This window comes from Pseudomonas sp. Van50 (assembly GCF_055390755.1).
The window spans coordinates 4,966,652-4,982,439 of the sequence record NZ_AP024343.1; the positions used below are offsets into that span (position 1 = coordinate 4,966,652).

Annotated in this window: 9 protein-coding genes and 1 pseudogene; 9 read left to right on the forward strand and 1 reads right to left on the reverse strand. The window is 64.5% G+C overall.

Annotation, left to right across the window (positions count from 1 at the left end; all coding sequences use genetic code 11):
* The first annotated feature begins 163 nt into the window (after positions 1-163).
* From ACZ5M5_RS21075 to ACZ5M5_RS21090, 4 genes are all read left to right on the forward strand, one after another.
* On the forward strand, positions 164-1,312 hold the full coding sequence (locus tag ACZ5M5_RS21075; RefSeq protein WP_207282756.1) for an efflux RND transporter periplasmic adaptor subunit: 1,149 nt from the start codon (positions 164-166) through the stop codon (positions 1,310-1,312).
* A complete protein-coding gene (locus ACZ5M5_RS21080; RefSeq protein ID WP_207282755.1) occupies positions 1,313-3,283 on the forward strand; it encodes a MacB family efflux pump subunit in 1,971 nt (656 codons plus the stop codon). It begins immediately after the preceding gene.
* 10 nt (positions 3,284-3,293) lie between these two features.
* A complete protein-coding gene (locus ACZ5M5_RS21085; RefSeq protein ID WP_464737926.1) occupies positions 3,294-4,688 on the forward strand; it encodes an efflux transporter outer membrane subunit in 1,395 nt (464 codons plus the stop codon).
* A 626-nt stretch (positions 4,689-5,314) separates the two neighbouring features.
* Entirely contained in the window at positions 5,315-5,641 is a 327-nt protein-coding gene (locus ACZ5M5_RS21090) for a DUF6124 family protein (RefSeq protein ID WP_464737927.1), read from the forward strand.
* 88 nt (positions 5,642-5,729) lie between these two features.
* Here ACZ5M5_RS21090 and pvdP read toward each other — a convergent pair whose 3' ends face one another.
* A complete protein-coding gene (gene pvdP / locus ACZ5M5_RS21095) occupies positions 5,730-7,346 on the reverse strand; it encodes a pyoverdine maturation tyrosinase PvdP (protein ID WP_464737928.1) in 1,617 nt (538 codons plus the stop codon).
* Positions 7,347-7,607: 261 nt separating this feature from the next.
* Between pvdP and pvdM the strand changes: the two genes are divergently transcribed.
* The 5 genes and pseudogenes from pvdM to ACZ5M5_RS21120 all read left to right on the forward strand — a co-directional run bounded on the left by pvdM (position 7,608) and on the right by ACZ5M5_RS21120 (position 15,594).
* Complete coding sequence (gene pvdM, locus ACZ5M5_RS21100; protein ID WP_092174148.1) at positions 7,608-8,978, forward strand: pyoverdine-tailoring dipeptidase-like protein PvdM; 1,371 nt, start codon at positions 7,608-7,610, stop codon at positions 8,976-8,978.
* Positions 8,975-10,255: a pyoverdine-tailoring periplasmic protein PvdN gene (gene pvdN, locus ACZ5M5_RS21105; RefSeq protein WP_464737929.1), complete on the forward strand. Its 1,281-nt coding sequence runs from the start codon at positions 8,975-8,977 to the stop codon at positions 10,253-10,255. Before pvdM ends, pvdN begins: the two co-directional genes overlap by 4 nt.
* A gap of 33 nt (positions 10,256-10,288) precedes the next feature.
* Positions 10,289-11,163: pseudogene (pvdO, locus tag ACZ5M5_RS21110) on the forward strand (dihydropyoverdine dehydrogenase).
* 226 nt (positions 11,164-11,389) lie between these two features.
* The gene (locus tag ACZ5M5_RS21115) at positions 11,390-13,039 is read left to right on the forward strand and encodes a cyclic peptide export ABC transporter (RefSeq protein WP_464737930.1); all 1,650 of its coding nucleotides are present in this window, start codon (positions 11,390-11,392) and stop codon (positions 13,037-13,039) included.
* Positions 13,040-13,143: 104 nt separating this feature from the next.
* A complete protein-coding gene (locus ACZ5M5_RS21120; protein ID WP_464737931.1) occupies positions 13,144-15,594 on the forward strand; it encodes a TonB-dependent siderophore receptor in 2,451 nt (816 codons plus the stop codon).
* Positions 15,595-15,788: the final 194 nt, after the last annotated feature.

Below are 15,788 nucleotides of genomic sequence, written 5' to 3' on the forward strand. Positions count from 1 at the left end.
TTGCTCCCTCGCCACAGGGTTCGGGGTCGCTTCGGCTGATTCGCCAACCTGCTACCAAGTGTTTCAAGCCAGTAAATTCCCGTCCAAAGCGCTCGTTTACCAGAACAGCCCCCCGTCCCTGCCCTTCCTGGGACGGGCCCGATATCACCGGCCGGAACCCTGCATGAAACGTCCCCGCCCTACCCGACGCGCCTGGCTTCTCACCTTCGCCCTGCTTCCGGCCGTGGCCTTCGCCGCGTGGCAAGCGGTCGTGCCCAGTCGTGCGCCCCTGGTCACCGCGCCCGTTACCCGTGGCGATATCGAAAACAGCGTCACCGCCCTGGGCACTCTGCAACCGCGGCGTTATGTCGACGTCGGCGCCCAGGCGTCCGGGCAGATCCAGAAGATTCACGTGGAGGCCGGCGACGAGGTGCGCGAAGGCCAACTGCTGGTGGAAATCGACCCGTCCACGCAAAAGGCCAGGCTCGACGCCGGGCGTTTTTCGATCGAGAACCTCAAGGCCCAGCTTCAGGAGCAGCGTGCCCAGCACGACCTGGCGCAGCAGAAATTCCGCCGCCAGCAGCAACTCAAGGCCGGCGGCGCCACCCGCGAGGAAGACGTGCAGACCGCCCAGGCCGAAGTGCGGGCGACCCAGGCGCGCATCGACATGTTCCAGGCCCAGATCCGCCAGGCCCAGGCCAGCCTGCGCAGCGACGAGGCCGAGCTGGGCTACACGCGCATCTATGCGCCGATGAGCGGCACCGTGGTCGCCGTCGGTGCCCGGGAAGGCCAGACCCTCAACGCCCAGCAGCAAACCCCGCTGATCCTGCGCATCGCCCGGCTGTCGCCGATGACGGTCTGGGCCGAAGTCTCGGAAGCCGACATCGGCCACGTCAAGCCGGGCATGACCGCCTACTTCACCACCCTGGCCGGCGGCAGCCGTCGCTGGAGCAGCACCGTTCGCCAGATCCTCCCGGTGCCGCCGCGCCCACTGGAGGCCAGCCAGGGCGGCAGCCCCACCGGTGGCCGCAGCGGCAGTGAGCGGGTGGTGCTCTACACCGTGTTGCTGGACGTCGACAACGCCGACCGCGCGCTGATGACCGACATGACCGCCCAGGTGTTTTTCGTCGCCGCCCAAGCCAAGGACGTGCTGACCGTGCCCATCGCCGCCCTGCAGGACGCCGGCCAGGTGCGGGTGCTGGCCGACAATGGCGACGTCCAGCCGCGCACCGTTCGCACCGGCGTCAGCGATCGGCTGCGCACGCAGATTGTCGACGGCCTGCGCGAAGGCGACCGGGTGCTGATCGGCCCGGCCAGCGGCAGCGGAGGCTGAATGAACACGCCCCTGATCGAACTGCGGGACATTCGCAAGGCCTACGGCGGTGGCGACAGCCCTCGGGTGGAGGTGCTGCGCGGCATTGATTTGTCCATTCACGCCGGGGAGTTCCTGGCGATTGTCGGGGCGTCCGGCTCCGGTAAATCCACCCTGATGAACATCCTCGGCTGCCTGGACCGCCCCACCAGCGGTGAGTACCGTTTCGCCGGCGAAGACGTCGCCGGCCTGGGCAGTGACGAGCTGGCCTGGCTGCGGCGCGAAGCGTTTGGCTTCGTGTTCCAGGGCTATCACCTGATTCCTTCCGGCACCGCCCAGGAAAACGTCGAGATGCCGGCCATCTATGCCGGCACCTCCGCCGCCGAGCGCCACGCCCGGGCCAGCGCACTGCTCGACCGCCTGGGCCTGGCCAGCCGCACCGGCAACCGCCCCCATCAACTCTCCGGTGGCCAGCAGCAGCGGGTGTCGATTGCCCGGGCCTTGATGAACGGCGGCCACATCATCCTCGCCGACGAACCCACCGGCGCCCTCGACAGCCAGAGCGGCATCGAGGTCATGGCGTTGCTCGACGAACTGGCGAGCCAGGGCCACGTGGTGATCCTGATCACCCACGACCGCGAAGTGGCGGCCCGGGCCAAGCGCATCATCGAGATCCGCGATGGGCTGATCATCAGTGACAGCGCCCCCTCTTCGCCACACGAAGTGCACGCCAACCCCAAGGCCCTGCAAGCCGTGGACCTGCGCCAGCGCCTGAGCGCCGGCAGCGAACACAACGGCGCCTGGAAAGGTGAGCTGGTGGACGCGGTACAGGCGGCATGGCGGGTGATGTGGATCAATCGCTTTCGCACCGCCCTGACCCTGCTCGGCATTGTCATCGGCGTGGCCTCGGTGGTGGTGATGCTGGCCGTGGGCGAAGGCAGCAAGCGCCAGGTCATGGCCCAGATGGGCGCGTTCGGCTCGAACATCATCTACCTCAACGGCAGCGCGCCCACACCCCGAGCCGCCAAGGGCATCATCAGCGAATACGACCTGGCCGCCCTCGCCGACCTGCCCGAAGTGCAGCGCATCATGCCGGTCAACGGCGCCGAAGCCAGCGTGCGTTTCGGCAACCTAGACCACACCAGCTACGTTGGCGGCAACGACACGAATTTCCCGGCCATCTTCAATTGGCCGGTGGCCGAGGGCAGTTACTTCAGCGACGCCGATGAACGGGGCGCGGCGGCTGTGGCGGTGATCGGCCACAAGGTCCGGCAGAAACTGCTCAAGGACGTCGCCGACCCCATCGGCCGCTACATCCTGATCGAGAACATGCCGTTCCAGGTGGTCGGCGTACTGGCGGAAAAAGGCGCCAGCTCCGGGGATTCGGACGCCGACAATCGCATCGCCGTGCCCTACTCCGCCGCCAGCGTGCGGTTGTTCGGCACGCGCCATCCTGAATACGTGGTGATCGCCGCCCGGGACGCGGGCAAGGTCAAGGAGGCCGAACAGGCGGTCTCCCGCACCTTGTTGCGCCTGCACGACGGCAAGCAGGATTTCGAACTGACCAACAACGCCGCGATGATCCAGGCCGAGGCACGCACCCAGGGCACGCTGTCGTTGATGCTCGGGGCCATTGCGGCGATTTCGCTGTTGGTGGGCGGCATCGGCGTGATGAACATCATGCTCATGACCGTACGCGAACGGACTCGCGAGATCGGTATCCGCATGGCCACCGGCGCCCGGCAACGCGACATCCTGCGCCAGTTCCTCACCGAAGCGGTGATGCTCTCGGTGGTCGGCGGGCTCGCCGGTATCGGCCTGGCCCTGCTGGTGGGCGGTGCCTTATTGCTGGGCAAGATCGCCGTGGCCTTCGAATGGCTGGCGGTGTTCGGCGCCTTCGGCTGCGCCCTGGTCACCGGCGTCGTCTTCGGCTTCATGCCCGCCCGCAAGGCCGCCCGCCTCGACCCGGTCGCGGCCCTCACCAGTGAATGAACCCCACCCTATGAAAGCGCACCTGACCCTCCTGGCCGCCAGCCTGTTGCTGGCGGCCTGCGCCACTCCGGCGTCGGCACCGGACAGCGGCATCCAGCCGCCACCGGCCTGGCAGCACCTCGATACGCCCAGCGCCCAAGCGGATAACCAGCAATGGTGGACGCACTTCGGCAGCCCGCCATTGAACCGCTTGATCGAACAGGCGCGCCGGGACAGCCACGACCTGGCCGCCGCCATGGCCCGGGTGCGCCAGGCCCAGGCCAGCGCGGTGATCGCCGGGGCGCCGTTGCTGCCGGCGGTCACGGCCGGGCTCAACGGCAATCGCCAGGAATTGTTGCACGGCAAAGGCTACAGCCAACTGGACGTCGACCGGGACAACCGCACCATCGACTACTACGACGCCAACCTCAGCGCCACCTATGAGCTGGACTTCTGGGGCGGCAAGCGGGCGGCCCGGGACAGTGCGCTGAGCACGCTGTCGGCCAGCCAGTTCGACCGGGCGACCGTGGAGTTGACCCTGCTCAGCGGCGTCGCCAACAGCTACACCCAGGCGTTGTCCCTGCGCGAACAACAGCGCATCGCCGAACAGAACCTGGACAACGCCCAACGCGTACTCGACCTGGTCCAGACCCGCTACGACGCCGGCAGCGCCACGGCCCTGGAACTGTCCCAGCAAAAAAGCCTGGTGGCGGCCCAGCAACGCCGCGTACCCCAAGTGCAGCAACAGGCCCGGGAGGCCGTGATCACCCTGGCGACACTGCTGGGGCAGCCGGTGCAGTCGGTCCGGCTCGACGACGACAGCTTCGACCGCCTGCACTGGCCCGCCATCGACGCCGGCGTGCCCAGCGAACTGCTGCGCCGCCGCCCGGACATCGCCGCCGCCGAAGCGCGCCTCGCTGCCGCCCAGGCCGACATCACCGTGGCCCGCGCCGCCATGCTGCCCACCGCGACCCTCGGCCTGAGCCTCGCCACCGGCGCCGACATCGCCGACCAGTTGCTGCGCAACAACGTCTACAACCTCACCGCCGGCCTGGCCGCGCCGATCTTCAACAACGGCCGCCTGAGTGCCGAACGGGACAAAGCCACCGCCCGCCAGGAAGAACTGCTGGAGCTCTATCGCGCCGCCATCATCAACGGCTTCGCCGACGTCGAGAAAGCCCTGAACGGCATCCACGGCCTGGACCAGCAACGGCAATGGCAAAGCGAAGAACTGCACCAGGCCCAGACCGCCTTCGACATCGCCCAGCGCCGCTACCAGGCCGGCGCCGAAGACCTGCTCACCGTGCTGGAAACCCAACGCACGCTGTACGCCGCCCAGGACATGAACGTGCAGTTAAGGCTGGCGCGGGTACAGGCGAGCGTGGCGTTGTACAAGGCATTGGGTGGGGGTTGGCGGGTGATGTAGGCCTCGAACACACCTTCAAGCCAAGTGACAGATGAAGGAGAGGGAAACTTATCCCCTGTGGGAGCAAGGCTTGCCCTGGGGATCCAGCAGATGGTCGAGCTGAGTGATACCTGTGGCGAGGGAGCTTGCTCCCGCTGGGCTGCGCAGCAGCCCCAATGGCCGGCACCTCGGTGGGACAGAGGTTTTGAGGGGCTGGTTTGGGGGCCGCTTCGCAGCCCAGCGGGAGCAAGCTCCCTCGCCACAGGTAATTCCCGTTCCGACAAAGGGTGTTCGGCTTTGGTTCTGTTTATCCAGCCATGTAGGACTCCCGAGCGAGGCTACATCGCCTTGCGCCGTTACCTACAACTGCGCCAGAATCCGCCGGCTTGTGCGCCTGGCTCGTGGCTTTTACTGTTTCCGGGTCGCTGATTTCAGCGATCGGGTTTGGTAGCCCGCGAGTCAACTAGGCGCAAGCGCCACCTCCTACAGACGCTCTCTCGGTGTCTGTTTCATGGTGGCCGTGCGCAGGGCGTCTTCGGGCGCGCCGGGTTCCTAGTGCTCCGGTCTACCAACCCGCGTACGGCCGCCACCCAATCGTTTGGTAGCGATGGTGTCGGCTCCTGAAAATGAATACTAGGAGTTACGCCATGTTCAAGATCACCCCCAATCCCCCCGCAGACGATTCCAAAAAACTCGACGAAGCCGCTGATCGCGCCCTCGCCTTTTACCTCGACCCCAAATCTGAAAAACCCAATCCACCACCGGGTCAGTTGTTCACTGTTGTAGAAGGCGCGGACATGGAATGCCTGCTGGCCAACCTCAGCGAAACCCTCGCTTCGGTCAACGTCATGGCAAGCGAGCACGCCTTTGAACTGGAAGGCTCGCGGCGCCATTTTGCGCTGGGCATACAGCAAATGATCGAGTTGGCAGAACTGCTGGCAAACCGCGCCCTGAACATCGCCGCGCCGCGCTAAACGCACTCAAGCCAAGTGACACCTGTGGCGAGGGAGCTTGCTCCCTCGCCACAACGGCGTTCACTTCAGCTTTTTGGGATGGCGGGATTTACACCGGCTTGCTCTTGAGATTGCGCGCATACCACGGCCGCTGCGGCACGCGGCGGAACAGTTCGGAGAGCTTTTTGTCATCGCTGCCGAAGGTGATGCGCAAGGCCAGTTTCATGGTTTCCGGGTCCATCTCCACCGAGCGCCCAACCTGCAGCCCCGGCGTGGTGCTGCAACCGTGGGTGTCCGGGCCCAGCCAGGGGTCGGCGATTTCGACCCAGCGGCCCGGGGCGAACCAGGGCACACCGTTGACCTCGAGCCGGCTCACTTCCCCCGGATGGAAACGCTCGTGGGCGCGGAACCAGTCTTCGAGGCGGTCGTCGATCCAGCCGTGGAAGGCCCAGAACACCGGGCTCACGTGGGAAGAAAACGGATCGCCGAGAAAGTCATTCTCCGGGGCGTACCAGCGCTGGGCGAAGTCCGCCGGGTCGCGGGCGAACGGCACCGGGTGGCCGTTGGATGGGTCGCGCGGCACCGAGGCCCAGCGCATGTGCAGCCAATCGTGCAGGCCCAGTTCCACTTCCGAACCAAACTGGCCCAGGGTCAGTTTCGACAGGTAGCGCGGGTCGCGGTAGCGCGATTCCCAGACCTGGAAATTGCTGTGGTAGGTCTCGGCGGTCTTGATGTCGCTGACCCACTGGGCGTACTGCTCGTCGCCATCGGCCAGCCAGGTCGGCGGCAAGGACGTGCCATCGTGGTTATCGAGGTAGCGGGCGAACCCCAGGCGATCGCGCTCCAGCTCCGGTTGCGGCAAGGGAAAGCGCGGCCACGACGGCAGTGCCTGGAACGATCGGGCGGTGCCGAGCATGTGCCGGTGCATGAAAAAGAAGTCCACGCCCGAGCCATTGCGATCCTTGCGCGGCCCGCGGGCATCACGCTCCTGGTCCCGTGGGCCGGGCTGCCAGCCGATGCCGCGCAGGGCGTTGCGCTTGTCTTCGTCCAGGGTGTGCCATTTGTCCCGCGACGCATGCCAGAGCTGGTGGAACAGCCGATGCTCGGGCGACACCAGCCAGGCCAGCAGCGCCGGGCTCAGCGGCGTGCGCTCCCGCGCCTCGGGGAAGCGCTGCTTGACGGCGATGAAGTGATTGTCCTGTTCAGGCAACGCCAAGGGACGGTCCAGGCGCAACACCCGACCGCTGAGAGTGGCGCTGCCGGCATTGCCGAAACCGGCCCAGACTTCGTCCAGGGTCATGATGAGTTCATAGTCCGGCGCGTCGTGCCGAGCCCCCGTCAACCGCCAGCTCAGTTGTTTCGGGTCGGTTCCGGCCAGGTCGCCCAACACCCGATAACGGGGCTCATCGGCACCGCGTAAACGTTCGGCGCTGTCGAGGTAACCCACCAGGCCACGGCCCCTCTGGCCGATATCGAGGAAGATCTGCAGATCGTCCTGCGGCAAGCCTTCGAGACCGGCGTCGCGGCCGGTGAAACGGATCGTCCAGATGCCCCGCAACGTATCGGCCCGGCGCTGGCCCGCCACGTCCGCCACGTCGAACGAGGCCTCGCCGGGGGTAATGGTCGGGTCCGGCCGGGTCAGTTCGCGATGCCCGTAATACACCGCAGGCACGGCGGCACCGGTCAGCGCCAGGCCTGCCATGAACCATCGTCGAGAAATCGTCATTGCCTTACCTGTGTCCAGCCCTGGAGCGGGCTTTATCCAAGCTAGAACGATGGGTGGGCTGACAAATTTATAGGGAGACTGTGAGGGCCTCATCGCGAGCAAGCTCGCTCCCACAGGTGAACGCATTCCAAATTGTGGGAGCGAGCTTGCTCGCGATGGCGGCCCCGAGAGCACCTAAATTTCCCGCCCGATCACTCGTTCCTCCCAGATAGCAAAGGCCCCGCGCCTGTCCTTCCAAGGCGAACCTGACTGAGATCGGCAATGACAACACCTCGTTCGAAAAAGGCTCTTTTCATCGGCCTGCCCCTGGCCCTGGCGTTGGCCGTCGGTGCGGGCGTCGCGGCCTGGGACCATTGGTGGCGGGACAACCCCGGCTACCCGGTCAAAGTGATGAAAGAGGCCAGGGAACTGCACGAACGCCTGCTGTCCTTCGACAGCCACATCACCGTGCCGCTGGATTTCGGCACCGCCGGCAATGAAGCCGACAAGGACGGCAGCGGCCAGTTCGACCTGGTCAAAGCCAACCGCGGCCATCTGTCCGGCGCGGCCCTGACGGTGTTCGGCTGGCCGGAGTTGTGGAACGGGCCCAACGCGCCGCACAAGCCCACCGCCGGTTTTGTCGAGGAAGCGCGCAACCAGCAGGAAGTGCGCTACAAGATCATCACCGGCCTGGTCCGGGACTTTCCCAATCAGGTCGCCATCGCCTACACCCCGGATGATTTCCGCCGCCTGCACGGCGAAGGCAAATTCGCGATTTTCATCAGCATGCTCAACGCCTACCCCCTGGGCCATGACCTGAGCTTGCTGGACCTGTGGACGGCGCGGGGCATGCGCATGTTCGGCTTCAGCTACATCGGCAACAACGACTGGGCTGACTCCTCCCGCCCGCTGCCGTTCTTCAATGACTCGCCCGATGCCCTGGGCGGTCTGTCGGACATCGGCAAGCAAGCGGTGACGCGCCTGAACGACCTGGGCGTGATCATCGACGTGTCGCAGATGTCGACCCTGGCCCTGGAACAAGTCGCGCAATTGAGTCGCACGCCGCTGGTGGCCTCTCATTCGGCACCTCGGGCGATGGTGGATATACCGCGCAACCTCAGCGACAAGGAAATGCAACTGATCAAGGCCAGCGGCGGCGTGGTGCAGATCGTCGGTTTCTCCCAGTACCTGCGCCCGCTGACGCAAAAGACCCAGGACAGACTCAACGCCCTGCGCGAACGCTTCGACCTGCCGCCGCTCCCCAACCTGGCGATGGCGCTGATGCCCGGCGACCCGATCATCGCCGCCTGGCCGGAACAGAAGTTCGGCGAATACGCCGGCCAGCTCTACGGCATCCTCGAAGAAGAACCCAAGGCCAGCCTCAAGGACCTGGGGGACGCCATCGACTACACCGTGCGCAAGATCGGCATCGACCACGTCGGCATCAGCTCGGACTTCAACGAAGGCGGCGGCGTGAAAGGCTGGGAGAACGTCGGCGACATCCGCAACGTCACCGCCGAGCTGCTGACCCGCGGCTACTCGGAAGCCGACATCGCCAAACTGTGGGGCGGCAATTTCCTGCGGGTCTGGGATCAGGTGCAGAAAGCCGCCCGCCCCGCCATCGCCTCGACCCAGAAGGCGGCCCAACCATGAATGAACGTCGCACCTTCCTGAAGCAGGCCGGGATCCTCGCCGCCGGCCTGCCCCTGGCCGCCAGCCTGCCCGCCACGGCCAGCACCGATCGACTGGCACCGCTGCCCAAGAACAAATGGGCGCAACTGCGCTCGCTGTTCAACCAGGACCCGGACTACCTGCACTTCTCCAACTTCCTGGTCACCACCCACCCGCGCCCGGTGCGCGAGGCCATCGACCGGCACCGCGCCGCCCTGGATAAAAACCCGGGGCTATTGATGGACTGGGACCTGGGCGTCACCGAAGAGCGAGAGGAAAACGTTCGCACCTGGGCCGGCCGCTACCTGCAAGCTTCGCCCAAGCAAATCGCCCTCACCGGCAGCACCACCGAAGGCCTGTCGATCATCTACGGCGGCGTCCACGTGGCGGCCGACCAGGAAATCCTCACCACCGCCCACGAACACTACGCCACCCACACCATTCTCGACCTGCGCACCCAACGCAGCGGCACCCGGGTGCGCAAGATCAAGCTGTTCGACAACGCCCACGACGCCAGCCATGAACAGATCCTCACGGCCATCGACCGCAACATCCGCCCCGAAACCCGGGTGCTGGGCATGACCTGGGTGCACTCGGGCAGCGGCGTGAAGCTGCCGATCGGCAAGATCGGTGCCCTGGTGGACAAGCACAACCAAGGCCGCAGCGATGAACAACGGATCATCTATGTGGTGGACGGCGTGCACGGTTTCGGCGTCGAAGACCTCAGCTTCCCCGCCATGAATTGCGACTTTTTCATTGCCGGCACCCACAAGTGGATGTTCGGCCCACGGGGCACCGGCTTGGTGTGCAGCCGCAGCGAAGAACTCAAGTACGTCACGCCGATCATTCCGACCTTTTCCGAAGCCACGGCGTTTTCCACCGTCATGACCCCGGGGGGCTATCACGCCTTCGAGCATCGCTGGGCCGCCGACGAAGCGTTCAAGCTGCACCTGCAACTGGGCAAGGCCGAAGTGCAGGCGCGGATCCACGCCCTCAATAGCTACCTGAAAAAACAGCTGGTGGCACAGCCGCAGATCGAGCTGATCACCCCCATGAGCCCGGAGCTGTCCGCCGGCTTCACCTTCTTCCGGGTCAAGGGCCGCGACAGCGACGAGGTCGCCGCTTACTTGATGAAGAACCGCGTGATCGCCGACGCCGTGCACCGCGATGCGGGACCGGTGGTGCGCACCGCGCCGGGGCTGCTCAACACCGAAGCCGAGATCGATCGCTTCATGGGGTTGCTGGGCAAAACGCTCTGAGCCGAACCTTTTTGACCTTATCGAGAGAGATGGATGAACAGTTTTTCGCTGAAGCTACTCCCGGCACTGGCCCTCGCCGCCCTGTTGCCCTCCGGCGCCCAGGCGTCGCAACCGGGCCAGGTCTTTCGCGACTGCAAGGATTGCCCGGAAATGGTCGTGCTGCCCACCGGCACCTTCCAGATGGGCACCCCGGACGACGAAGTGGGACGCGAGCCCGACGAAGGCCCGCTGCACCCGGTGACGTTTGCCAAGCCCCTGGCGATCAGTCGCTTCCAGGTGCTCAAGGGCGAATGGTTCGCCTACCTGCGCGACACCGGCTACACCATGCCCGACGGCGATGAACGTCCCGGTCGAGCGTGCAAGGCCGGCATCCCGGACTACCAGGGCAGCGACCCGCGCAAGCAATACACCGACCGACACCCGGCGGTGTGCATGGACTTCGACGAGGCCAATGCCTATGTGGCGTGGCTGTCGAAAAAAACCGGCAAACAATACCGGCTGGTCAGCGAGTCCCTGCGCGAATACGCGGCACGCGGCGGCAGCACCGGGCCGTTCCCCTTCCCGTTCGATGCAGGCAAGGAGTACAGCATCGCCCAGCACGCCAACACCTACGGCGCGGCCGACGGCTACAACTTCACCGCCCCGGCCGGCAGCTTCGCGCCCAACGCCTTCGGCGTGTACGACATGCACGGCAACATCTACGAATGGACCGCCGATTGCTACAACGAAAACTATGTGGGCGCCCCGAGCGACGGCAGCGCCTGGCTGACTGGCAAGTGCGAATTCAAACGCATCCGCGGCAACGACTGGGGCGAGGCGCCGGTGTTCTCCCGCTCTGGCAACCGCAACGCGTTGGTGCCGGGCAATCGGGGGACTGGATCGGTTTTCGGGTGGCGCGGGATATGTAGGCGCCTCTGTGGGAGCAAAGCTTGCTCGCGATGCAGACACCTGGATTTCACAGAAAACCGTATTGCCTTCATCGCGGGCAAGCCTTGCTCCCACAGGATAAATTCCCTTCTCCTCCAATCGTTCTAAAGATGGGCACAACCCAATCCAGCGTGCCTGCGTCCGCCAGCCCATGCGGTGAATGCCCCGCGATGGCCTTCGCCCTTTTCATCTAGCAGGGAAACCTCCATGAGCCAACCAAAACGCGGGGTGATCAATGAATTGTTCACCCTGCTCAAACCCTTCCGGCTGATTGTCATCGGCGCCATCCTGCTGGGCATGGTCGGTGGCCTGAGCGTGACCGTGCTGCTAGCGACCATCAACAAGGTGCTGCACGCCGACGGCGGGCTGAGCCACACCGTGGTGGGCGTGTTCGCCGGGTTGTGCCTGCTGGCCCTGGTCAGTTCCATCTGTTCCGACATCGGCACCAACTACGTCGGCCAGAAGATCATCGCCAAGCTGCGCAAGGAGCTGGGGGAAAAAGTCCTGTCGGCGCCCATCCAGCAGATCGAACGCTACCGCAGCCATCGCCTGATCCCGGTGCTGACCCACGACGTCGACACCATCAGCGATTTCGCCTTCGCCTTCGCCCCCCTGGCCATCTCCCTGACCGTTACCCTCGGCTGCATGGGTTACCTGGCCATGCTGTCGTGGCCGATGTTCCTGATGATGGTCGTGGCGATTGTCATCGGCACCGTGGTCCAGTACATCGCCCGCGGTCGTGGGATCAAGGGCTTCATGGAGGCTCGCGATTCCGAGGACGAATTGCAGAAGCACTACAACGCCATCGCCGAAGGCGCCAAGGAACTGCGTATCCATCGCCCCCGGCGGCAACGCATGTTCGTCTCGGGCATCGAACACACCGCCGACAAGATCTGCGACACGCAGATCCGCTCGGTGAACATTTTCGTGATCGCCAAGACCTTCGGCTCGATGCTGTTCTTCGTGGTGATCGGCCTGGCCCTGGCCCTGCAATCGCTGTGGCCGAGCGCCGACAAGGCAGTGATGAGTGGTTTCGTGCTGGTGTTGCTGTACATGAAAGGCCCGCTGGAACACCTGATCGGCACCCTGCCGATCGTCAGCCGCGCGCAGATCGCCTTCCGCCGCATCGCCGAATTGTCGGAGCAGTTTTCATCCCCTGAACCGCACCTGTTGCTCAACGACCAGGGCCAGCCGAAAACCCCGGTGCAGACCCTGGAGCTGAGCAATGTGGCCTACAGCTTCCCGGCGGTGGAAGGCGCCACGCCGTTCCGCCTGGGACCGGTGAACCTGAAGATCGAACAGGGCGACATCGTGTTCATCGTGGGTGAAAACGGCTGTGGCAAAACCACGCTGATCAAGCTGCTGCTGGGCCTGTACGCACCGCAGCAAGGAGAAATCCGCCTCAACGACCACGTCGTGACAGCCGTGACCCGCGACGATTATCGCCAGTTGTTCACGACGATTTTTGCCGATTACTACCTGTTCGACGACATCGTCCAAGGCGACACCCATATCCCGGACGACGCCAATAAATACCTGCAACGCCTGGAGATCGCCCACAAGGTCAGCGTGCGCGACGGCGCCTTCACCACCACCGACCTGTCCACCGGCCAACGCAAGCGCCTGGCACTGGTCAATGCGTGGCTGGAAGAACGCCCGGTGCTGGTGTTCGACGAATGGGCCGCCGACCAGGACCCGACCTTCCGGCGGATTTTCTACACCGAGCTGCTGCCGGACCTCAAGCGCCTGGGCAAGACCATCATCGTGATTTCCCACGACGACCGTTACTTCGACGTGGCCGACCAATTGGTGCGCATGGAAGCCGGCCGGGTGGTCACCGAACTGCAATCCGCGTAAATAATCACGATTCTCATTCTGGTTTTTTCTGGGTCGTGCGTCCTAATTAAGAATTGATGACAACTACACCCCTATTAAAACTAAAACCTGCAAGAGTGAAACACATGCCAGCAACTCCGGGGATTCCACGTTTTACCAAGGCACTGATCATGCGCCGCCTGCTGCAACCAGGCTTCAGCGCCAGCGCATTCAGCCTGGCCTTGGCCATGCCGTTCAGCGCACAGGTCCAGGCACAGGAAGTCGATCTCAACATTCCGGCGCAGTCGCTGGCGAGCGCCCTGCAGGCATTGAGCAATCAATCGAACATGCAAGTGCTCTACAGTGCCGATGATGTCCAGGGCCTGCGCAGCCAACCGGTCAGCGGCCGGTTGTCGCCGGCTCAGGCGTTGTCGCAGATGCTGGTGGGGACCGGCGTCATGTTCACCATCCAGGGCAACACGGTCAGCGTGCGCGCCAGGACGGCGGGGAATTCGCTGGAACTGGGCGCCACGACCATCACCGGTAAATCCGCGGAAACCGCCTACGGCCCGGTGGACGGCTACGTCGCCACCCGCAGCGCCACCGGCACCAAGACCGACACGCCGATCCTGGAGATCCCGCAGACCATCAACGTGGTCACCGCCGAGCAGGTCGCCACCCAGGGCGCACGCAACCTGACCCAGGCCTTGCGCTACACGCCGGGCCTGAACACCGGCGGCTTCACCGACCGCAACGCCATCGCCGACGAAATCACCAGCCGGGGTTTCTCGCCCACGCCGCTGTACCTCGACGGGGCCTACCTGCCCTATGCCGGCAGCCTCGGCGGCGCGCCACAAATCGACCCGTACACCCTGGAGCGCATCGAAGTGCTCAAGGGCCCTTCGTCGGTGCTGTACGGGCAGAACCAGCCCGGCGGCCTGATCAACATGGTCTCCAAGCGCCCGACCACGGAACAGCGCAGCCAGATCAAGCTGGGCGCGGGCAGCTACAACCGGGTCAACGGCGCGTTCGACACCAGCGGCCCGATCGACGACCAGAAGGAATTCAGCTATCGCGTCATCGGCGTGGCGAAAAAAGGCAACCAACAGGTCGATCACACCCACAGCGAACGCATGCTGCTGGCACCGAGCCTGACCTGGGCGCCCAACGACGACACCTCGCTGACCGTGCTGGCGCAGATCCAGCGCGACGATGGCCTGGAGGACTATCAGGCGCTGCCGCGGATCGGTTCCCTGGAGCGCGGCCCCAACGGCCAGCGGATCGACCGGGACTTCTTCTCCGGCGACACGCGGTGGAACGACTACAAGCGTGACCAGTTCATCCTGGGCTACGACTTCAGCCACAACATCACCGATGACCTGAAATTCCGCTCCACTGCGCGTTACACCGATGTGCGCGACCAGTACCGGGGCTTCTACCTGCGCAGCTTCGTCACCACCGGTGGCGTCACTGACCAGACCCAGGCCAACCGGGTAAAACTTGACTGGCAACAGCACAACACCGCGTACACCGTCGATAACAACGTGGAATACAAATTCAATACCGGCGCCCTGGAACACACCACCCTGGCAGGCGTGGACTATCGGCATTTCAACCGTAAGTACGATGGTTACAACGCCTACAACGTCGCGCCGATCGACCTGTACGGCAATAACAACAACTACGACACCAGCAGCGTAACCCCAACGCTGGACACCCAGTGGGACAACACCGTTCGCCAGACCGGCGTCTACCTGCAGGACCAGATCAAGCTGGACAAGTGGATCCTGACCGTGGGTGGCCGCCAGGACTGGGCCGAAGTGGACAACAAGGACCTGCTGGCGGGCACCGTTTCCTCACTGCGTGACAACAAGTTCACCGGCCGGATTGGCCTGACCTATGTCACCGATTTCGGCCTGGCGCCCTATATCAGCTACTCCGAGTCCTTCCTGCCGACCGTGGGCACAGACGCCGCTGGCGAGTCGTTCAAGCCGACCGAAGGCGAACAATACGAAGTGGGCGTGAAGTACCAGCCGTTCGACAAGACGATGATTACCGCCTCGGTGTTCCAGATCAAACAGAAGAACCTGGTCACCGCCGACCCCGCCGATCCGCAGAACTCGATCCAGTCGGGCCAGGTGCGTTCACGGGGGGTTGAACTGGAAGTCAAATCCACCGTCGACAACATCGACGTCATGGCCGCCGCCACCTACCTCGACTCGTTCTACACCAAGGACAACTACGGCAACGAGGGCAACCGCAGCGAGCAACAGGCACCGTTCTCCGCCACGCTGTGGGTCGACTACCACTTCACCCAGGCCGTCCTCAATGGCCTGACCTTCGGCGCAGGCGCTCGTCACACCGGCCGCAAGCCGGGCGACGCGGCCAACTCGTTCGACGTACCGGCCTTCACCGTGTTCGACACCACCATCAGCTATGACATGGGCAAGGCCACCTCGAGCCTGCGTGGCGTCACCACCAGCCTGAACGTGCAGAACGTCTTCGACCGCGAGTACGTGTCCCACTGCAACTACTCGTTCGGCTGCTACTACGGCCAGGAACGCGTGGCCTCGCTGGACGTGACCTACGACTTCTAAACAACACCCAGAACCGGGCCTGGCCCTAATGCCAGTCAGTTAAGGATCAAACGACTCAAAACCTGTGGGAGCAAAGCTTGCTCACGATGGCGGCGGACCAGTCAATGACATTGTCGACTGGCACACCCCAATCGCGAGCAAGCTTTGCTCCCACGGGTTTGGGGATTAACTGACCGGCATTAGGCCTGGCCCGG